Genomic DNA, 20868 nt, shown 5'->3' with positions numbered 1-20868 from the left:
TAAATGTTACAAAGTACTAAAGACTATTTAATGGAACACATGAACATATCAGAGAAGGTACTTGATCTTAGTAATGAAGTGGAAAATGAGATTAAAGATAGATTAAAAGAGATTGATAAAATAAGGGAATTTAATCAATATAAAGTATTAAAAGTATTCCAAGAGTGTAGAGTAAGCGATACACATTTCCAGTGGAATACGGGATATGGATACAATGATATGGGAAGGGAAACTATAGAAAAGGTTTTTGCAAAATTATTTAATTGTGAAGATGCCATAGTTAGACCTACTATTGTTAATGGTACACATGCCCTTACCCTATGTTTAACAGGCATACTAAGACCAGGAGATGAAATAATATCTGCTACAGGAAAGCCTTATGATACTCTAGAGGAAGTAATAGGAATCAGGGGAGAGTACGGTGGATCGTTAAAGGAATTTGGAATTACATATGAACAAGTGGACTTTAAAAAGGACGGAAACGTAGATATAGAAAAATTAAAGTCATTAATAAGTGAAAAAACTAAAATGGTATATATCCAAAGATCTACAGGATACGATTGGAGAAAAGCCCTTACTATAAGTGATATAGAAGAAGTTGTAAAAGCTGCAAAGGAAATTAAACCAGATGTGGTTTGTATGGTAGATAATTGCTACGGAGAATTTTTAGATACAAAAGAGCCTACAGATGTGGGTGTAGATGTGATGGCAGGATCATTAATTAAAAACCCTGGTGGTGGATTGGCTTTAACAGGAGGATACATAGTAGGTAGAGAAGATTTAATAGAAACTATCTCCTATAGAATGACATCCCCTGGAATAGGAAAGGAATGTGGTCTTACCTTTGGTATGACAAGAAGCATGTTCCAAGGATTATTTATGGCACCCCATGTAGTAAGTGAAGCCATAAAGGGAGCCATATTTTGTTCGAAGCTATATGACAAACTAGGATATGAAGTATCACCCACATGGGATGAAAATAGAAGTGATATAATACAGGCCATAAAACTTGGCAGTGAAAAAGCTGTAGTGGCCTTTTGTGAAGGTGTACAAGGGGCAGCACCAGTAGATTCATTTGTAAAGCCAGAACCATGGGAAATGCCAGGATACGAGTCACCAGTCATCATGGCAGCAGGAGCCTTTGTTCAAGGATCCTCTATAGAATTAAGTGCCGATGCACCTATTAAGGAACCCTATATAGTATACTTCCAAGGTGGACTTACATACGAACACAGTAAATTCGGAGCTATTAAGGCCTTGAGCACTATGAAGGAACAAGGTTGCATAGAATTATAGAGTTGTAGTTGTTTAATAAAGTTGTAAACTGTTTAATAAAGTTGCAAACTAGACTTGCAATTTTCAAGATTCTTATGAAGGCAATCCTTCATAAGAGTTTTTTTATTACAGCATATTTATGAAGTGATAAAATATGAAAGTGAGCAACTTCTTAATAAAGATTTTAATAACTCTTTGTGATGAAGTTGTTAAATAAAGTTGTTAACTATTAGATAAAGCCGTTAACTTAACTTGCAGAATCAAAAAAGATTTTGCGAGTTTTTATTCATTTACCGAAAAACTCTTACATATTAATATCTTTTCATATTAAGTTGTCATTGCTTAATAAAGTTATAAATTACACTTGCAAAAATGATAATGGTTTATGAGGCTGTTTCTAATAGATATAGTAAGCTTAGATATGTGGAAAAACTAGATTTTAATGAATAAATGAGCGAAAAGAAAAACAAATAATAATATGTAATACTCAGTCTCAACAAGAAGAAGTCTATAATCAAATAGTAGATAAATCTCCCTGCATAATACTTAATAGTAAATTCACAGCCACTGATAGAGCCAGATTTGAAAAAGAAGCTTTAGATTATTTTGGAAAAGATTCGAAAAATAAAGTGTATAATAAAATTTTAATATCACACAAGTAGTAGAAGTTATTATTCTTTTTATATGAAGACATTAGGAAATGAATTTCTGGGTACATTCCACATATAGATTTGTCAATTAAATTAGTAGAAGTATAGTTTTTATAGGAATGGTAGAGGCTAATATTTTATAAATATAGTTAAAAACAAGTGGTATTTAGACTATAATGTAAGTTATAAGAGAGTATAGAGAAAATCATAGCTGTGGCATATATCTAGAAGAATTATATGGTGATATGAAAACGCTTATAATGAAAATTTAGTTTGGTCGGGATTTGTTAATATAGAAGATGTACAAATAATTCTCAAGAAAGATGTTATTTGAAAATTGTTGGAAGGATGAAATCAATGACAACACATGATAGAGTTAAATCAGTAGAAATGAAAAATAAACAATTAATTGTTATTTTAAAACCAGAGGGTTTTTATGAAATCGATTGGCAGGAAATAAAAGGACAGATTAATGAAGAACAAATTATGATTCAAGAAAAATTATATAAACACTTTAGAAAAGATAGAAGTGAAGCATTGTTTTCTCTTGGATTATCAGAAAAAATAACATCAATTTCTGAGTCTCTTAGTTATCTGAGAAGTATTGCAGTAACATTTGTAAAGAAACTATCAAAGAAACAAGATATTGAATTATCTGGTCAGAAAATTATAGTTACTATAAAAGAGGAAGAGATTAAGGATTTATTAAATAAATCTCCCTATTTAATTGGTGATGAATATTTAAATAGTGAATGGATTAGAAAGGTATGGAAAGATCTTAATAAGGTATTCTCTAAAATGAAGCAAAATTATAATGGGAGTGTTGAAGAATTTTTAAAGACATTTAACTATGATGTACATCTTCATGGGCGTATTTTCTTTCATTTAGTAGAGAAGAAAGGAGACGATTATCCCTTTGCTTTTATGGGTACATATTTGGCAGAAGCATCAAAAAATGGGGCAACAAAACATCTTCCTTTAAAAAATGCACTTATAGAATATGAAAAAAATGAAAAAAAACTAGTAGAATTGCTCGCAACCGTAAATAAAGCTTGCGAAAAAAGTGCTTTTATTTCAAAACTTGTTAAATCAGGTCAGATATTTCATCAAGTAGGTTTAAATTCAAAAGAGGCGTATACTTTTCTTAAGGAAATACCCTTGTACGAGGAATCAGGAATTTCTTGTCGTATACCAAATTGGTGGAAAAATAAATCAAATGCATTAAAAATGGCTGTAACTATTGGAAATGAAATACCATCAAGAGTTACTTTAGATGCACTTGTGGATTTTAAAGTCGAATTATCCCTTGGGGAATCAAAAATAGATGCTGCTGAATTGAAAAAACTCATCTCTGAAGCAGAGGGATTAGCTTTTATTAAAGGAAAATGGGTAGAAGTAGATCGAAAAAAATTAGAAAAAACCCTTAAAGCATATGAGCAAGCTCAGAGTCTTGTGAGTGGAAATAATATGAGTATGATTGAAGCAATGCGTTTCAAATTAAATGCTGGAAAGATACTTAAAATACCTGAAGAGGTATGTGAACTTGAAGTGTCAAATGGCGAATGGATCAATTCAATGATTACTAGATTGACTAATATAGATAGTATTGAGTCTATTGCATGTGGTAATGATTTTCATGCTAAATTACGTTCTTATCAAGAACGAGGTTTAAGTTGGCTTTACTTTATGAAAAATCTTGGATTAGGAGCCTGTCTTGCAGATGATATGGGACTTGGAAAAACAGTTCAAGTAATTGCACTGTTAAATTATTATAAAAATATTAAAAAGGAAAAAACATTGCTTATAATTCCTACATCCCTTATAGGGAATTGGATGAGTGAAATTGAAAAGTTTGCTCCAACACTTAAGTATTATATATTACATCCTACTGAAAATAAAAATCCATATCATGATGGAAGTATATATGAGCAAGATTACGAGCTTTTTATAACCACATATGGTATGCTTTCAAAATATGAATGGATTAAAAATAGAACATGGGACTCAGTTATTTTAGATGAGGCTCAAGCAATTAAGAATCCAAGAACTAAGCAAACGAGAGTTGTAAAACAATTAAAAGCAAATTATAGGATTGCGATGACAGGTACGCCTATAGAGAATAGGCTTTCTGATTTATGGTCATTGTTTGATTTTTTGAATAAAGGTCTTCTTGGAAGTTCTAGGGAATTTACTGACTTTACAAAGAAACTCAAACAAAATCAAGATAATTATAGTAAGTTGAAACAGGTTGTAAGTCCATTTATTTTAAGAAGGTTAAAAACAGACAAAACTATTATTTCGGATTTACCTGAAAAAATTGAAATGAAAACTTATCCAACTCTTACAAAAAAGCAAATAGTTCTTTATACTAAATTAGTAGAAGATCTTAAATTGAAGATTGAATCTACTGATAATGGTATTGAACGTAAGGGAATTGTCCTTTCATCTATAATGAAATTCAAGCAAATATGCAACCATCCAGATCAATATCTTGGTCAAAACAACTATGCTGAAAAAGATAGTGGAAAATTTGAAAGACTTCGTGAAATTTGTGAGAATATCTATGAAAAGAGAGAAAGAGTTATTGTATTTACACAGTTTAAAGAAATTACAGAACAACTTAGTAGTTTTCTTGAAACTGTTTTCAAGCATAAAGGACTTGTATTCCATGGGTCAACAGCAGCAAAGAAAAGAAAAGATATTGTAGCTAAGTTTCAAGGAGAAGAATATGTACCATTTATGATACTTTCTATTAAGGCAGGAGGTGTAGGTTTAAATCTTACATCAGCTAATCATGTTATTCACTTTGATAGGTGGTGGAATCCATCTGTGGAGAATCAAGCAACTGACAGAGCATTTAGAATAGGGCAAATGAAAAATGTTATAGTACATAAATTTATTGTGAAAGGTACTATTGAGGAAAAAATTGATTTAATGATTGAAGATAAAACTAAATTATCAAAAGAAATCGTATCAGATAAGCAAGAGAATTGGATTACTGAAATGGATAATAATCAGCTTATGGATTTGTTTAAACTGGAAATATAAAATGTAGATATAAAAAAATAACAATAGAGAAAAAAATGTTAATAATATGTATGGGGAGGCTAGTTATGTTTTCGTATTATGATGGCTATGAAATAGATGGGTCGGATACAAGTTATAATATTTTAACACCTGAAATGGAGAAGTTAAAAGAGGTTGTCAATTATTATTTACAATTGAAAATAATAAGAAAAGATGTACCTATTAAAATAACAAAAGTAAATACAAAAAGAAAAGGAAAACTCTGTAACAAGTCTTATTATAAACATGAATTAGATTTAATGTGGGAAGATATACTTAGTTCTTCCATTAAATCCTTTGAGATTTCTTATGAATATGTTAACCCATATAATCTATATCCAGAAGTAAAACGAGAGCTCATTACAAGTATAGTCAATAATTCTGATATAAAAGAAAAAGATTTGATACAACCCGTTTTTTGGCCTAATCCTTATACTCAAGGTTATATGCAACTTTTTCTAGAACCAGATGTTGCTAAAAAAAAGTATACAAATTTCAATGAAATATGTAGGGATGATTATTGTAATCGACAACAAGATAATCCCATTAGGTTTGTGGATGTTTATTGCTGTTTAGGAGGGCCTAATGTTTTAAAATATTACGCATTAAAGAAGATGTCCTTGGCTTTTCCAGAATTAGAGATTGATGCGGAAGCTAATTTAGGTAATGTATCCTGGTATGAGATTCACCCAGAAAATTTTTTATATGAAGAAATTGATTGTCCTTCAAAGGATTTATATATGACAATTGATCGTATATTAAATCTTGAGGGCGTTGAAACCAGTCGTAAAAATCCATTTATAAATACCTATCATTGTAATGAGATAGAAAAGTATAAACAATTTCGTTATGAGTCAATCTCCTACAAAGAGAAAGAACCTAAGGTATTGGGTCAGGTTGATACTGAATTAGAATGTTTGATGGGTTTATGTGAAAAATATCATGACAAAACCTTAAGAGGGCATATTGAATTCGCTAAGCAAATTGCACCATTAGGATTTGTTACGGATGAAGTATTTAATAGTTGTATTTCCGTAGAATTAAAAATATATAAACCTATTTCAGAGTCTATTAATTATGGGAAAATATATTTTATGAGAAAAAATAATGATATTCAGTTAAAATTACTTGTACCACAAAAAATTAGATCATATGTGGAACAAATACTCTGGTAGATTGATTAGGGGGACAGATACTATGCAAGTTAAAGGCTATAATGAAAAATTATACTTGTTCGAAAAAAGCACAGGCATGACTGGTTTTTTTTCCCATAAGGAAAAAGAATTATTAATAGAATATGTAAAAAATGGTATTAAAACCCCCTTTATAGATCGATTATACTCCCTTGGAATACTTACAAGAACCTCTTGTCTAAATGAGATTATAAAAACATTAGAGGAAGAGCCAGATCAATTACGTCTTGATGCTCTACACATTGATATAACAACTGCATGCCCACTAGATTGTCTACAGTGTTATAAAGGGCATACTAGTACCATTGAGATGCCACTAAATGTATTTCAATCGTATATTGATGAGGCACAGAAACTTAAAATTTTTCAGATCGCCATTGGAGGTGGGGAGCCATTAGTTCATTCTCAAATTGTAGATTTTGTTGAGTATGTTTCAAAGACAGAAATGTCCGCTACAATGACTACCAGTGGCTATGGGTTATCACAAGAACTACTAGGTAAACTTATTAAAGCCGGGTTAAACCATATGCAGATTTCTCTTAATTCAATTGTACAATTAGTTAATGAAAAATCTCGAGATGGTTTTCAGCATGCTGTCAATGCAATCCAGATTTTAAGTAGTACAGATTTATCTTTTGGTGTTAATATGGTCATACGCAAAGATAGCCTAGATACTTTTTTTAAAACGGTTGAGTATGCAAAAAAAATGGGTGTAAAAAACATCAATCTTTTACGATACAAACCATCTCCTACAGAGGATTATGAAGATTATGCCCTCTCCGGTGACGAGTTTTACAAATTGGCTGAATGGATAAAACAAGTTAAGGGAATTAAAGTTAAAGTAGACTCAGCCTATTCGAACCTACTAATTTATCTTAATAATGGGCGTGTTAACAAAGAACGTTCAGGTTGTATGGCGGGCAAAAGCTTTATAGCTATTCATGCTGATGGTTCTTTTAAACCGTATAGTCATACTAAGGGAACGAAAAGGCTAATTCAATTTATGAATACTATACAGACGGTAAGTTTATAAAGTCTTTAAAAAATAGAACATATCATATAGACAGCTTGTGTCATACATGTGTACACACAGATATATGTGGTGGATGTATGGCCATTTGTGATACACTTTTTAAAGATGCAATGAGTGGGGAGATGGAGTGTCCTACATATTTTAGGAACTAAATATTTCATTGAATTACATGATCCCTCAGATGTTAGTTTGAGGGATTTTCAGTCCATGGGGCATTATATCGATGTTCCTTAAGTTCTTCAATCATGGAAGCCTGGTAGAAAGTTTCTTGCTTAGCGTGATGACATATATGAATTTGAACAAAACCCAGGAAAAATTTCCTTGAAATTTTGTCTTGCATTTCTACTAACCTCTAATATATAATTTAATTATCGGATAACGATATCGGGATGCGATATCAAAACACCATGGAAGTTAATTTTTCTCAAGAATGTTCTATATGAAAATTAGAATATTGTAAAATGTAGGAATTTAGGAATTGAAAGGATGATTTTATTATGAAAGGAGAAAAAAACTTGGAAAATGAAAATAGGGTACGATGGAGAACCTTTTTAAAAGATGTACTCATTTGCTCTTTGGGAGCTTATGGAGGGCCTGCAGCTCATTATGGTGTTTTTACAGATCAAATGGTAATAAAGAAAGACTATCTAAATGAAGAAGAACTCGTTGAGCTTATTGCTTTGTGTAGTATTCTACCAGGACCAACTAGTACACAAACGATGGTTTCCGTTGGTTATAAAACTGGAGGACCATTGTTAGCATTTCTGACCATGTTGGTATGGGCTTTGCCAGTACTTACGGTGATGACTGTGCTTTCGTTTCTGTACCAATTTTTAGATAGTATGAATATATCTCAGGCTGGGCTCCGTTATATAGGTCCAATGGCAGTTGGCTTTATTATTGTAGCTGCATATCGCATTGGACGCAAAGTAGTAACGGATAATACTACTATATTGTTATCACTCCTAGGAGGCATAGTTACTTACTTTATTAGGGAACCATGGATTTTTCCATTGGTTCTAATGATAGGGGGAATGGTAAGTATCATTACCTCAAAAGAGAAGAACCTATGGAATCGTGTAAAATTAAATCCTCCTTGGCCATATTTTATTGCCTTTGGAATTTTTACTATAGGGAGTATGGTTCTTGCATTTATATGGGATAATCAAATTGTTCATTTGTTTGAAAGTTTTTATCGCTATGGTTACTTGGTTTTTGGTGGTGGACAGGTGGTGGTACCCGTAATGCATGGTGAGCTAGTAGAAGTGAAGCAGTTTATGACAAATCAAGAATTTTTGACAGGCTATGGACTTGTACAAGGACTACCGGGACCTATGTTTAGTTTTAGTGCTTATGCAGGGGGAATGGCAGCTCGTGGTGGTACTACATTAACCCAAGTCTTAGGTTCCATAGCAGGTGGAATAGGAATCTTTTTACCAGGACTTCTTTTAATTTATTTTATCTATCCAATATGGGAAAACTTAAAGAAGATTAAAGGGATAAAAATTTCTTTAAAGGGGATCAATGCAGTTGCTGGTGGTTTAATTGCTGTATCTGCGGTAATTCTCATGCAAAAGAGTGGATTTGTGATTGATAATATTGTTGTTACACTTCTAACGGTGATACTACTATTGACAAAAAAAATCCCAGCACCATTGATTGTACTAATAGCTCTAATTGCAGGATTTGTTGTGTAAAAATTTCCATATAAAGTTATTTTCAAATATTTTGCACTCTAAGTGAACGTTAGGGCGCTTTGTATTGAAAACTTAGTTGGGAAATGCTGAGACAAAAAACTTTGCTTAATGATGAGTTAATTTGTCTGAGCTGAATAAGATGTAATATTGCTTACTACTTTGTAGAAATTTAAAGGCTAGAAAAAGATTGTAGAGATAAGTATATAAAAATAATAAAAGAACAAGGCTTATGAACAATACTTGAAGGATATATTCAGAGCTAACAGGCCTGGTGTGGAAAATTGGAAGGGAAGATAACAGGGGTGAAGTGGCTTTAGCAGGTGATTTAGTAGAATTTCGTAAAAGCATAACCCAAGGGGGGTCTAACTCACTCCTACGTAAACTTCTATAATTCCGTGTACCAGTATCATCATGCTAACAAAACACATATCTAGATAATTGCGTTGATAGAAAAGAAATAGACTCATCCCCAAAATATAAAATTAAAGTGAAGCGTATTTAGAATATTAGATTTAGTATCTGGAATAATATTGTTAATATCACTTATATGGATGTGTTTAGAAGAAGGTGAAAGTGAAGTATGGATATATTTACAATAGGACATTCAAATTATTCTATGGATAGATTTCTAAATATGTTGAACTTCTATGATATAGATTGTATTGTAGACATTAGAGGAACACCATATTCAAAATATAATATTCAATTTAATAAAGAATCCTTTTCAAGAACATTAATTGGTAAGGGGTATATATATATTTACATGGGAAAGGAATTTGCAGTTCAAAGGGAAGATAAAAGCTTATATACAGAAGAAGGCTTTGCTGATTTTGAAAAGGTAGCATATGACAAAAACTTCTTAAATGGTATAAAGCGGCTAAAAGATGGCTGTGAAAAAGGATATAGAATTGCCTTAGTGGGCGCAATGCAAGATCCTATCAATTGTCATAGGTGTACATTACTAGGAAGAGCATTGATAAAATATGGATTTAATTTAAAACATATATTAGATGACTATACACTGGCATCTCAAGAAGATTTGGAAGAAAGGCTTTTAGAAAAATATTTTGCAAACAGGGACCAACTAACAATTGATACCTATATGGGTATGGAAATATCAAAGGAGGAGTTAATAAAGAAATGCTATAAGAAGAGCAATAAAGAAATAGGGTTTAGAGTTGAGAAAATTAACCGTTAATTTGTAGAGGGGATGGAGTTGTTGAAAACATAATATACGTATGTAGACAACCACGCTCTCTTGACACTCTTATTTTTCATAGCCCCCTATATATGCCTTTAGTTTTTTTATTACATAGTCTATAATTTCTGATAGGCTCTTAATTATAATTATACCATCTATAAAGTAAACTAATATATTTTAGTATTCAGTATTTAAAATATATTAGTTTACTTTATAGGTATCTTTCTGATTAAAAAATAGTACATCTAAATGATTAGCTTATATGTTTATAATATTGAACACAATTTATGCATCTATATCTTCATATATATATAAAGCTAATTTCATATCTAAAATAAATATGCGATACTTATTGAGTAGATGATTTCCTTTAATGCAATATGCTTATGTCTGTATCCTGCTGCACTATTTTTAGATTTACTACATACAACAGTCCACACCTGCGGAGACAGTCATGAGGATAGATAGAAAGTGACTTGATTTGAGTTTAGATATTCAGTTTTGTTTTGAAAATTGAATAATAACAAATAACCCTTACTTGACTTAATTAGATTAGTCAAATAAGGGTTATTCTATTTTCAGTGTATTCCTTAGGTATTAAGTGACCCTTAGAGTAAAATAGATAGAAGTATTTTTAAGTGCTTCTATAAGCTATTATTATGCGTTGGCTTAGACTATTTTTTTATCTTTATCCATCTTGTCTTTTTCCCATGCCTGATAATCCTTAAGCAAATGCAGTGATTTTTTTATTGTTTTATCCTGTACTTTTGAGGTATCTTTTAGAATTCGTGACATTTGCACTAATTGGACTTCTAAATATTTAGGGTTGTTAAGTTTACCAGCAATAGAAGTTGTATTCGATTTATGTTTTGATGCCGATAGAGATTCTTTAAACATCAGTAATAGAAAACTATTTTTCTTTTGCTTGGGTATCTGTTTTGCTGTTTCATAAACATGATTGAATAATTTCTCTAGATTTCGTTTTCTATAATGATAAAATGCGATAGTTACACCAATTCCTAAAATTAGTACTGCACCAACAGTATACACAGTAGTAATGTCCATTAAGTTCACTCCTTTAGAAAAGATATTATCTATTGTACCATAAATCGTTTACAAATACACTATCTATGAAGGCCATAGACTAGAAAAGTGTGACAATAGGAGATACGATTCATTGACATGATAATATTTAAAGGTGTTCTATATATGCTAATGGTAATACACCAAGCATGTGGAGACCGTTGTGAGGATGCAGAGTAAATAAAGAAATTTATTGAAAAAGTCTAACATAATACTGATTTTTCAAGTGAAATTTCATTTATCTGTGAAATGTATAATTATATCTGAAAAATATGCATTTTCTTCCATAGTTCATAAATGTATGATTAATAAAGATGATTCTATGTATAAAGAAGAAGTTGTATTATTAATAGATGACTCATAAATTGCTTCAAAGAAAGCAACAAAGGCCACTGAGCAAATCGCTGATTCTATTAAAGCTCAAAGTGAATCCATGCAAAAATCAAATACAGATTTAGAAGAATTGATAATGTTAGCTAGTCAATTAAATAAAAAGTAAGTTCGACATATGAGTGAAGAAATATACACTAAACAGTAAAATGTATAAGTTTATCAGTAATAGATACATTCATTAAATGAAGGAATTTTAATATAATGAATTTAACATAAGGAAATATAAGAATGTGACAATATAGAAGAACTGTGATTCCTGTAATATGAAGAACATTATAAACTGATTATAAAATTATATATGGAACTAGAGGAGGTTTTTCGGATGAAATATAGAGTTGTACCTAAAACAGGGGATGAGATTTCAACAATAGGTTTTGGATGTATGCGTTTAGCAACCAGATTAGGACGGATAGATGAAAAGAAAGCAGAAGAACAGATTCGATATGCTATTAAAGAAGGTGTCAATTATTTTGATACGGCATATCCATATCATAATGGTGAAAGTGAAAGGTTTTTAGGGAAGGTCTTTAAAGATAGAAGCTTGAGAGAAAAAGTTAAGATAGCTACAAAACTTCCACCCTGGTTAGTTAAAAAGAGAGAAGATATGGATAGCATACTTAAAGAGCAACTGAGTAAATTACAGCTGGATTCAATTGATTATTATCTAGTTCATGGTATTATGGACCAAGAAACTTGGAATAGAATGAAATCTTTGGGCGTACTTGAATTTCTTAGTGATGCAAAAAAGAAAGGACATGTTAAACATGTAGGATTTTCAGCTCACTGCGATATTCAGGCTTTTAAAAATATTGTGGACGATTATGACTGGGATATGTGTCAGATTCAATATAATATACTTGATGAAAACAATCAGGCTGGAACTGAAGGATTAAAATATGCTGCTGAAAGGGATATTGCAGTATTCATTATGGAACCCCTTCGAGGTGGTAGTCTCTCTAATAAGGTTCCAAAGGAAGTCAAGGGATTATGGGACACGGCAAAGGTTAAAAGAAACCCAGCTGAGTGGGCTCTCAAATGGATATGGAACCATGAAGAAGTTACATGTGTTTTATCAGGAATGAACAATGACGAACATATAAGAGAGAACATTAATGGTGCCAATACAACTGAAACAAATAGTCTATCAAAAGAGGAAGTGGAATTGATTGAGAAAGTAAGGGATAAATATAAGGAATTAACTAAGATTCCATGTACAGGATGTGCTTATTGTATGCCTTGTCCAGCAGGTGTAAACATTCCTGAGTGCTTCAGCAAATATAACGATAAATACATGTTTGGAACTATAAATGCAAGATTGATGTATGAAATAGGTATGGGGGGCCTTACAGGTGGAGAACTAGCTAGGGCATCACAATGTGTAAATTGTGGGAAGTGTGAGAAGCATTGTCCACAGCATATTGAAATCAGAAAGGAACTGAAAAAAGTGTCATCAGAATTTGACGATGTAACGGGTAAGGTTCTTAACTGGGTTGGGAAACGAATGATGAAGAGAAAAAGCAATTAGATATTCTGAAGTTATAATTTACTAAGATAAAGCTGCTGATTAGAAGGGTGGTTATATGGATAGAATAGTAGAAATACATTCAATTTCAGTTTTTCATGAACTATTAGGGTATGAAAAGCCCAAACATCCATTGATTACACTGATTGATTTTAATAATATGAAACCTAGAATAGAATATATTAATACTAAATATGTGACAGGATATTACACAATTGCCTTAAAGAAAGGTAAAGGCTGTGGAATGAAATATGGTCGTGGCTATTATGACTTTAGTGAAGGTAGTCTCATGTTTTTAAGTCCAGGGCAAGTGGCTGTTGTAGAGGAGAGTTCAAGTGAGATGGAGGGGTGGATGCTATGCTTTCATCCAGACTTGATTAGAGGAAGTTCACTGGGTAACAAAATAGATGAGTATACTTTTTTTTCTTATGATACCAGTGAAGCCCTTCACTTATCAGAGAATGAAAAAGAAGTTATCACAAATATTGTTCAATCCATCAAAAAAGAATATAGTCAAAATATTGACATATATAGTCAAGATTTAATTGTCTCAAATATTGAAATGCTACTAAATTATTCTAAGCGGTTTTATGGAAGACAATTTATAACTAGAAATAATGTAAATAAAGATCTGATAACACGATTTCATATGTTGCTGAGAAGATGCTTTGAAGAGGAAAATCTAGTAGAAAAGGGTATTCCCACAGTTAAATATATTGCAAAAGAAATGGGCTATTCAACAAATTATCTAAGTGACTTGCTAAAGAAGGAAACTGGAAAGAATACTCAAGAGCATATACAATTTCAATTAGTTGAAATGGCAAAAAATCTTTTATTGGGAACTAATGAACCAATATCTCAGATAGGATTTATGCTTGGATTTGAATATCCTTCCCATTTCTCAAAATTCTTCAAACAAAAGACGGGCATGTCTCCTGTGTCATATCGAAAAAAATCATAATAGAATCATACCTCAAATGTTAGATTAAACCTAATGTTTGAGGTTTTTTACTAACCTTTAATACACTTTTATTTTATTGTATAATGATGGTAGCTACATTCTTAGGCAAAGGAAGGTGTTGAAAATGGAACAGATAATTAATATAGATACAATAACAAGGCTTCATGAGTTGTTAGGTTATGATAAACCAATACACCCATTGATAACACTAATAGATATAAACAATATACAATTCTCATCAAAATATGAAAATAGACAAATGGTTGTTGGTTTTTATACAATTTCTTTGAAGGATGGTCATAATTGTAAGTTTAAATATGGCAGGCAATACTATGATTTTAGCGAAGGTAGTATGATGTTTACAGCTCCTGGACAAGTTGGGACTGTGGAACATACACCAAGTGATGCAAAAGGTTGGATGCTGTGTTTTCATCCTGATTTAATTAGAAAAAGCCAATTAAATTCTAAGATAAAAGAGTACACCTTTTTCTCCTATGACTCTAGTGAAGCATTACATTTGTCTGAACAAGAAGAAGAAACAATAAATAATATAGTCAATACAATTAAGGAGGAAATTAATGAAAATTCAGACATATATAGTGATGAGTTGATTGTATCTAATCTTGAGGTCCTTTTAAACTATGCTAGACGCTTTTATGGTAGACAGTTTATTACTAGAAACAGTGCCAATAAAGATGTGATCAGTCGTTTTGAAACATTTCTTACAGATTATTTTCAGTCAAAAGACTTAGTGGATAATGGACTTCCTACAGTTAAATATCTAGCTGGAAAAATGGGATACTCAACCAATTACTTAAGTGATGTATTGAAGAAAGAGACAGGAAAAAATACCCAAGAGCATATACATTTTCAGTTAATTGAAAAAGCAAAATCTCTACTTTTAAGTACAGAAGAGTCAGTTGCCCAGGTTGCATATACGCTAGGCTTTGAATATCCAGGACACTTTTCCAAGCTTTTTAAGAAAAAAACAGGTATGTCACCATCTGAATATAGAAGGTGAGATATTTGTAATGATTAAAGCTGATCCTATAGAAGTTCTAGGATATACATAGTTAGAATAAAATTTAATATCACGTACTTACAAACATATATTCAGGAAAGAAAGCTCCTGAATATTTTTTATGTTGAGACTTCATTATTCCAAAATCAAAAGGCTAAGCAGGTATAAGGTAGAGAGATAATAGAAGATGAAAAAATTAATGTAAAGGTTAATAATATGGATAACGCAGAGGAAGTAGTTCATAAAATCTATGAAGATGTAATGATATGAGATATGACCGTAGTGAGCCCTAGAAATGGCTGTGATGAAATGCTCCTAGATACATTATTTAATATGAATCCTCTTATGATAGTATACGTATCATGCAATCCATCTGCCTAGCTAGGGATTTGAAATATTTAGATGAAAATAGATATAAAACTTTAAAAGCCCAGCTGGTAGATATGTTTCCACATACTACACATGTTGAGTGTATGGAGTTGATAGACAGGAAATAGGCTTATGAAAAGCCTTTAGGTCATTTTGCCCCTTTTTCTTTAGTGTGGTTTATGTTCTCATAGACTAATAAACTAGGGACTTTTTTCAATGTCTAGGAAATTATGGTTTATACTTTAGAAATATACTTGAAAATGAAGTGTAATAATGACCACACTTCCTAAAAGATATAATTCTGGTTCTGTCATATTGGCCATGGAGAACGCTGGAAAGCTTATTGATGATGAGGAGCTGAGGGAGCAGATAAAGGGAAGTAGAATAGGGGCTAGTGTCGCAAGAGTAGCGATATTAAATAAGCTCAAAATATAGATAAGGAATAAATATAATTTTACCCCAAACAAAGGAATTTAAAAATATAAAGGCAATGGGATGGTTATTCTAATAAATGATGCATCATTAAATGAACAAATAAGAGGGCTATCTAAAACAAATAAAACAGATGTACTCATAATGGCTGATAGAGTCGAACAAGAATTAAATAAATTTGAACATTCCGTTATTATTAAAGATGTTAGTAATGATAGTGTAAAATTAAGGGAATGGAATGATACGCTACGGTTTTAGATAAAATCCGCAAAGTAAAGCAGGAGGGAATAAAGCATGTTTGCAAGACTAAAAGAACTCTTTGAATACCATAAAAAAGAAGAATTTCCAGTTAAATTGGCCGAATGGATTGGCCAGGTTTTTTACGATATCCTCCCAGAACACGGATATGAAGTCCGTGAGGAACAAATATTTACTGCCTTTCAACTTGCAGATGCAGTTTGCAATAAAAAAGTTCACTTAGCTGAAGCCGGACTCGGTACAGGAAAGACATTCGCCTACGTACTCACAGCAATCGCCTATGCTCGCTTCAGCGGGAAACCTGTAGTGATTGCATGTGCCTCGACAGCACTCCAAGAACAGTTGGCAGGGCCTAATGGAGATATTCAGACCCTTTCTCATATACTTGGACTAGAGATAGATGCACGAATGGCCAAGGACCCACGTCAGTATATCTGCGATGCGCGAGTAAATGAATCTAGTAGTCTATTTACCGAGAAATCAAATACAATGTCTGATGAGATTAATCAATGGTTAGGGAAAACTAATCGTGGTGAACGTTCAGAAATGCCACTTGTACCGGATCGTGTGTGGAAGCAGATTGGGTGGGATGAGTCTATGTCCTGTGATCTGTGTTCTAGCCGTGGGTTTTGTAAACTTGTTAAAGCCAGGGAACATTATCGACCTACCAGGGACTTAATTATTGCTGATCATGAAATCTTTTTTGATGACCTATGGACACGAGATGAACAAATTGCTGATGGTAAATTGCCTATACTTCCCAGTTATTCGGCAGTCATTTTTGATGAAGGGCATAAAGTTATACTTCCAGCAGCCATGCGGGCAGGGCGACAAATTATTAAGGAGGATATAGATAACATTACCAGCTCCCTAGAAGAAATCCAGGGAGCTAGGGAATCCTTAATTTCAATTAGGCTTGCTTTGGAAGAAGCTTGTTCTTATTTTTTTATAAAACTTAATCATTGTGTGATTGCAGATAAGCGTTCAGATCGATTAGCACTTCGCGTAGATGATACACTACTTAAAGCAGCGGATACTTTTCATAAGGCTTTAGATCGTCTGCTCCTTGAGATACAAATCGAACAAGAACTATACCTAGAATCTCTACCTGCAAGTTTGCTACAAACATACGAAACTCAAATAGAAAGGGCAATGATGGCATTAGACAGATTCGGTAGAAATAAAAGTATGGATGTTATCACTTGGGTAGATCAACTGGATGGTAGCTTTTGGGTAGTTCCACGGAATTTAAGTAAAATGCTAGATATACATTTGTTTCAGAAGAGATTACCTGTGGTGTTTACCTCTGCAACCTTAAGCAATGAAGGTGATTTTAGTTACTTTACACGTACTCTTGGGTTAAAAAAACCATCCTGCTCTACGGTTGGAAGTGCCTTTGATATTGAAAAACAAGTTGTTGTCTATTTGCCTGAGTGCTTGCCAAATAATTATAAAGATGTTAAGTTTTCCCTTGGTATTAAAAAATTAGTATCTTTATTAAAGCTAAATGGGGGACGAGCTCTAGTACTTACCAACTCCCTAGATGAAGTTCGAAAAATTAGAATTGGGTTGAAGGACTATCAGCTACCCTTTGAGGTTTTATGGGAGGATAGAGGAGAGCGGGGATACCTTGTTCGGAAATTTCGAGAGGAAGTATCATCTGTACTGATTGGTGCTAGTTTTTGGGAGGGAATTGATGTGCCTGGCGAGGCATTATCCCTTCTTATAGTTTGGCAGCTTCCTTTTCCGTCTCTAGACCCTTTAATTGAAGTACAACGTAAAGAGGCAAAGGAAGAAGGATTTGACCCAATGATGACAGTAGACTATCCTGAAATGGGGCTCATACTAAAGCAAGGATGTGGTAGGTTAATTAGGACAAAGGATGACCGAGGGGCAATAGCTATCATGGAGTCCGTAATAGGAGCCCCTTGGGAAAAAGTTGTCATGGGTGCTCTACCCCCTGGAGCCAGAATAAGAAAAATAGAAGACCTACTGTGATATGCCTAAAAATCAACCTTAATGTGTTTTCTTTTAAGCCATTTTAAATATTAGAAATTTTCATAAAATGCCACGATTAGAAATTAGTGGAGAACTGGAAATAACTGTTGAAAATATAATGAAAAATGACTATGTAAAAAAGGCTATTGAAAATAAAACATTTGGTAAAGGGACAATTGATGGATATACAGTAGAAGCAATAGATGAAACTAAGATATTTGGAAGTAATAATAAGTAAACAATCATATAGAAAACAATAATCCCTGTAAAACTTAAAATTTACAGGGATATTTATTAATAAATATTATAATTTTATAGAAATCTACAGAAAGAATCATTAGGTACGGTTATTCTCATTAGTAAACCCTTTTGTCTTTTGAATTAATGTAATATTCTCTAAGTAAATAATATTATATTTTTATGTAACTGTAACACACCATACATGTGGAGTGCTGACCACTGCTAAAGTTGATTAAATAGGTGTGATGGTTGATGTATGTGAATATAAGGTTTTAAGAGTAGAATGATATTAACATGAAATATAAACGTTACTAATGCAATACTTGTAGAAAGTTTAGCGAGGTTGAGGATTTTTCAGACGTTCGGGAAAACATAAATTATAGGATAGTGTTGTCTTCTGATGATGTTAGTATAAAGTTCAGGAATATTCTTGGTTTCTACTAGGTTAGTTAAATGAAAGAAAATAAGTAATATGAACATAGTTAATTACTAAAGTTGTATAAATTGCTCTCACAATTTAATTGATTGTGGGAGTAATTTTTTTTGTAGAAGTTGGAGGACATGTACCTCAGTCTATGTTTATATTTATAAGCGATTTGAAATTGAATAACCATTATACATTGTGTGGGTTCAAGTCAGTGGTTCGGAACATGCAAATCCACACGAATAAGCCATAGGGTGCAAAAGATGGTGAAAATATTCTAATTACGCAACAATTCAAAAAAAAGCGCTAGTTTTATTAAAATCTTGTAATACGCTTGGAAATATGATATTATTTGAAAGGAAATTATTATAAAAATATATAATTGGGGGAAAGCATGAAATCATTTATTGAAATTGTTGACTACATCGTAGCAGCTGGAAAAAGTAAGGTAGAAAAGAAATCTAGAGCACTTATTCTACAAGGTATTTTAGCAGGTATGTTCATTGCTATGGGTGCTATCGGGTACTTCAAGCTAGCAGCATATACAGCTGATCCAGGTTTAGGGAAGTTCTTAGGCGCACTTATTTTCCCAACAGGGATCATCGCAATTCTGTTATTAGGTGTTGAACTATTCACAAGTGACTGTATGGCAATTTTAAGTGTTTACAAGAAAGAGGTTCAACTAGACCGCTTTATGAAGATGCTTGTAACTGTTGTTATTGCAAACTTGGTTGGAGCAATTATTATGGCTCTACTAAGTACTGGTGCAGGAATCTTTAGTCACAAAATGCTTGAAATTGTATTCAAGAGTGCAGTAGCTAAAACTACAATGCCAATTGGACGTATGTTTATCAGTGCAGTACTATGTAACATTATCGTATGTAGTGGTGTTATGATGGCTTACAGTGCAAAGACAGTTATTGGTAAGATCTTTGCAATTTGGTTCCCAATTGCATTATTCGTACTAAGTGGTACAGAGCACATTGTTGCAAACATGTTCTACCTAATGATGGCGTTCGTAAATGGCGCTGAAGTAACAGTATCAGGAATTCTAACAAGCTTTGGTGTTGTTACAGTAGGTAACTTCATCGGTGGCGGTATTTTGGTTGCTGGTGTTAATTACTTCATGGATCAGGATTTAAGAGTAGCAAGCCCTGCTTTAAGTAGTAAGAAAGCAAGCTAAATAAAAAAGTGTTATTCAAATGCCTAGCTCTATTTTTAATGGAGCTAGGCATTTTAGTCTTTTTGCATATTTTAATGCGTATTTCATTCATGTTTTAAAAGGTTATCAAAACTCAGGATGGTTCCCTATTACGTGCTTTTTTGGCGGGTTCGATCAGTACACCTTTGACAAAAAACAAAAATTACCCATAAAACGATGAGTCATCTTTGTTTGGTGCCGAAGGTTCGGAACAGGCAAATCCACACGCGATGGTGGTTATATTGAAGTACTGTTTTATATTTGTCTCAATTTTAACCTTAGGAACTTTATCATTCCTTTGTCTTCCTCTTATTAAACAGATTGTAAAATTAGAAAATAGATCATTTGTTAAATTTGGTAAAATTAAGGATAATGAGTAATTCAATAGAAGTGTTGAATTGTTGAAAAAAGTAAATATAGTGTTTTTTTATATGATTTAGACACTTTTAGAAATGTTAAAATGTTTAATAAGTACAGCGCTGCAATCGACTTCATGGTTTTAGGGGGTCTACCTTTACGCAAAAAAGTGTTTCTGCCAAAAACTATCATCATTCTATCAAAACCCATGTGGAGACGGTAGTGAAGATAGAGAAGAAATAGGTTGAAATGAATGAGTTATAGAGATTTTAAATAAATAATAAAGAGTGTCTTATGTTCCCTCAGACTATAGTTTGAGGGAGTTTTTATTTATGAGGAGCACACTTTTATGCAGAAATATACAAATATGTGGAAAGAGAAAAGTTATTATAGTTGAGAAGATAAATAAGATTTCACAATACTATCAAAATAGCTACTGCATTTTGGGAGTGTAATAAAAGGCGATTAGTATGGAGTTAACCGAATGTATCGGC

16 protein-coding genes are annotated in these 20868 nt (G+C 32.5%); 15 read left to right on the top strand and 1 reads right to left on the bottom strand.

The genetic code is table 11. The features are described 5' to 3' along the window. Positions 1-3 precede the first annotated feature (3 nt). The 7 genes from CCE28_RS01555 (at position 4) to CCE28_RS01525 (ending at position 10112) form a co-directional block, all read left to right on the top strand. On the top strand, positions 4-1296 hold the full coding sequence (locus tag CCE28_RS01555) for a methionine gamma-lyase family protein (RefSeq protein ID WP_095130269.1): 1293 nt from the start codon (positions 4-6) through the stop codon (positions 1294-1296). A 425-nt stretch (positions 1297-1721) separates the two neighbouring features. After that, positions 1722-1937, top strand: coding sequence for a hypothetical protein (locus CCE28_RS22955; RefSeq protein WP_408606985.1), 216 nt, complete (start codon positions 1722-1724; stop codon positions 1935-1937). Positions 1938-2282: 345 nt separating this feature from the next. Then, positions 2283-4973: a DEAD/DEAH box helicase gene (locus tag CCE28_RS01550; RefSeq protein ID WP_095130268.1), complete on the top strand. Its 2691-nt coding sequence runs from the start codon at positions 2283-2285 to the stop codon at positions 4971-4973. Positions 4974-5038: 65 nt separating this feature from the next. Then, the gene (locus tag CCE28_RS01545) at positions 5039-6166 is read left to right on the top strand and encodes a hypothetical protein (RefSeq protein ID WP_095130266.1); all 1128 of its coding nucleotides are present in this window, start codon (positions 5039-5041) and stop codon (positions 6164-6166) included. Beyond that, the gene (locus tag CCE28_RS01540; RefSeq protein WP_141228297.1) at positions 6144-7217 is read left to right on the top strand and encodes a radical SAM protein; all 1074 of its coding nucleotides are present in this window, start codon (positions 6144-6146) and stop codon (positions 7215-7217) included. Before CCE28_RS01545 ends, CCE28_RS01540 begins: the two co-directional genes overlap by 23 nt. A gap of 497 nt (positions 7218-7714) precedes the next feature. Continuing rightward, the gene (chrA, locus tag CCE28_RS01530; RefSeq protein ID WP_095130262.1) at positions 7715-8914 is read left to right on the top strand and encodes a chromate efflux transporter; all 1200 of its coding nucleotides are present in this window, start codon (positions 7715-7717) and stop codon (positions 8912-8914) included. Between the two features lie 580 nt (positions 8915-9494). Beyond that, positions 9495-10112: a DUF488 domain-containing protein gene (locus tag CCE28_RS01525; protein WP_095130260.1), complete on the top strand. Its 618-nt coding sequence runs from the start codon at positions 9495-9497 to the stop codon at positions 10110-10112. 672 nt (positions 10113-10784) lie between these two features. On the opposite strand, the gene CCE28_RS01520 is transcribed toward CCE28_RS01525, so the two are convergent. Further along, entirely contained in the window at positions 10785-11180 is a 396-nt protein-coding gene (locus CCE28_RS01520; RefSeq protein WP_095130258.1) for a hypothetical protein, read from the bottom strand. Between the two features lie 244 nt (positions 11181-11424). Here CCE28_RS01520 and CCE28_RS21980 point away from each other — a divergent pair, with 244 nt between their 5' ends. The 8 genes from CCE28_RS21980 (at position 11425) to CCE28_RS01490 (ending at position 19999) form a co-directional block, all read left to right on the top strand. Further along, positions 11425-11562, top strand: a complete 138-nt coding sequence (locus CCE28_RS21980; protein ID WP_176461592.1) for a hypothetical protein — start codon at positions 11425-11427, stop codon at positions 11560-11562. Between the two features lie 351 nt (positions 11563-11913). Further along, positions 11914-13116, top strand: coding sequence for an aldo/keto reductase (locus CCE28_RS01515; protein WP_095130256.1), 1203 nt, complete (start codon positions 11914-11916; stop codon positions 13114-13116). Between the two features lie 55 nt (positions 13117-13171). Next, positions 13172-14074 (top strand): helix-turn-helix domain-containing protein, encoded by a 903-nt coding sequence (locus CCE28_RS01510; protein ID WP_176461591.1) that lies wholly within the window; start codon positions 13172-13174, stop codon positions 14072-14074. 124 nt (positions 14075-14198) lie between these two features. Continuing rightward, complete coding sequence (locus CCE28_RS01505) at positions 14199-15095, top strand: helix-turn-helix domain-containing protein (RefSeq protein WP_176461590.1); 897 nt, start codon at positions 14199-14201, stop codon at positions 15093-15095. Between the two features lie 864 nt (positions 15096-15959). Next, the gene (locus CCE28_RS01500) at positions 15960-16154 is read left to right on the top strand and encodes a hypothetical protein (protein WP_095130254.1); all 195 of its coding nucleotides are present in this window, start codon (positions 15960-15962) and stop codon (positions 16152-16154) included. Positions 16155-16190: 36 nt separating this feature from the next. Next, positions 16191-18152 carry an ATP-dependent DNA helicase gene (locus tag CCE28_RS01495; protein WP_095130252.1) on the top strand — a complete coding sequence of 654 codons (1962 nt, stop codon included), beginning with the start codon at positions 16191-16193 and terminating at the stop codon, positions 18150-18152. A 67-nt stretch (positions 18153-18219) separates the two neighbouring features. Then, on the top strand, positions 18220-18390 hold the full coding sequence (locus CCE28_RS21975) for a hypothetical protein (RefSeq protein WP_176461589.1): 171 nt from the start codon (positions 18220-18222) through the stop codon (positions 18388-18390). An 820-nt stretch (positions 18391-19210) separates the two neighbouring features. Further along, complete coding sequence (locus tag CCE28_RS01490; RefSeq protein WP_095130250.1) at positions 19211-19999, top strand: formate/nitrite transporter family protein; 789 nt, start codon at positions 19211-19213, stop codon at positions 19997-19999. Positions 20000-20868: the final 869 nt, after the last annotated feature.

This window comes from Anaeromicrobium sediminis, assembly GCF_002270055.1.
GTDB classification, from domain to species: domain Bacteria; phylum Bacillota; class Clostridia; order Peptostreptococcales; family Thermotaleaceae; genus Anaeromicrobium; species Anaeromicrobium sediminis.
This window is presented reverse-complemented; position numbering and strand designations above follow the sequence as displayed.

Bases quoted from the DNA above. Each gene is read 5' to 3' on its own strand.
- CCE28_RS01555 (WP_095130269.1), top strand. From the start codon at position 4: ATGTTACAAAGTACTAAAGACTATTTAATGGAACACATGAACATATCA.
- CCE28_RS01550 (WP_095130268.1), top strand. From the start codon at position 2,283: ATGACAACACATGATAGAGTTAAATCAGTAGAAATGAAAAATAAACAA.
- CCE28_RS01545 (WP_095130266.1), top strand. From the start codon at position 5,039: ATGTTTTCGTATTATGATGGCTATGAAATAGATGGGTCGGATACAAGT.
- CCE28_RS01540 (WP_141228297.1), top strand. From the start codon at position 6,144: ATGTGGAACAAATACTCTGGTAGATTGATTAGGGGGACAGATACTATG.
- chrA (WP_095130262.1), top strand. From the start codon at position 7,715: ATGAAAGGAGAAAAAAACTTGGAAAATGAAAATAGGGTACGATGGAGA.
- CCE28_RS01525 (WP_095130260.1), top strand. From the start codon at position 9,495: ATGGATATATTTACAATAGGACATTCAAATTATTCTATGGATAGATTT.
- CCE28_RS01520 (WP_095130258.1), bottom strand. From the start codon at position 11,180: ATGGACATTACTACTGTGTATACTGTTGGTGCAGTACTAATTTTAGGA.
- CCE28_RS01515 (WP_095130256.1), top strand. From the start codon at position 11,914: ATGAAATATAGAGTTGTACCTAAAACAGGGGATGAGATTTCAACAATA.
- CCE28_RS01510 (WP_176461591.1), top strand. From the start codon at position 13,172: ATGGATAGAATAGTAGAAATACATTCAATTTCAGTTTTTCATGAACTA.
- CCE28_RS01505 (WP_176461590.1), top strand. From the start codon at position 14,199: ATGGAACAGATAATTAATATAGATACAATAACAAGGCTTCATGAGTTG.
- CCE28_RS01500 (WP_095130254.1), top strand. From the start codon at position 15,960: ATGGTTATTCTAATAAATGATGCATCATTAAATGAACAAATAAGAGGG.
- CCE28_RS01495 (WP_095130252.1), top strand. From the start codon at position 16,191: ATGTTTGCAAGACTAAAAGAACTCTTTGAATACCATAAAAAAGAAGAA.
- CCE28_RS21975 (WP_176461589.1), top strand. From the start codon at position 18,220: ATGCCACGATTAGAAATTAGTGGAGAACTGGAAATAACTGTTGAAAAT.
- CCE28_RS01490 (WP_095130250.1), top strand. From the start codon at position 19,211: ATGAAATCATTTATTGAAATTGTTGACTACATCGTAGCAGCTGGAAAA.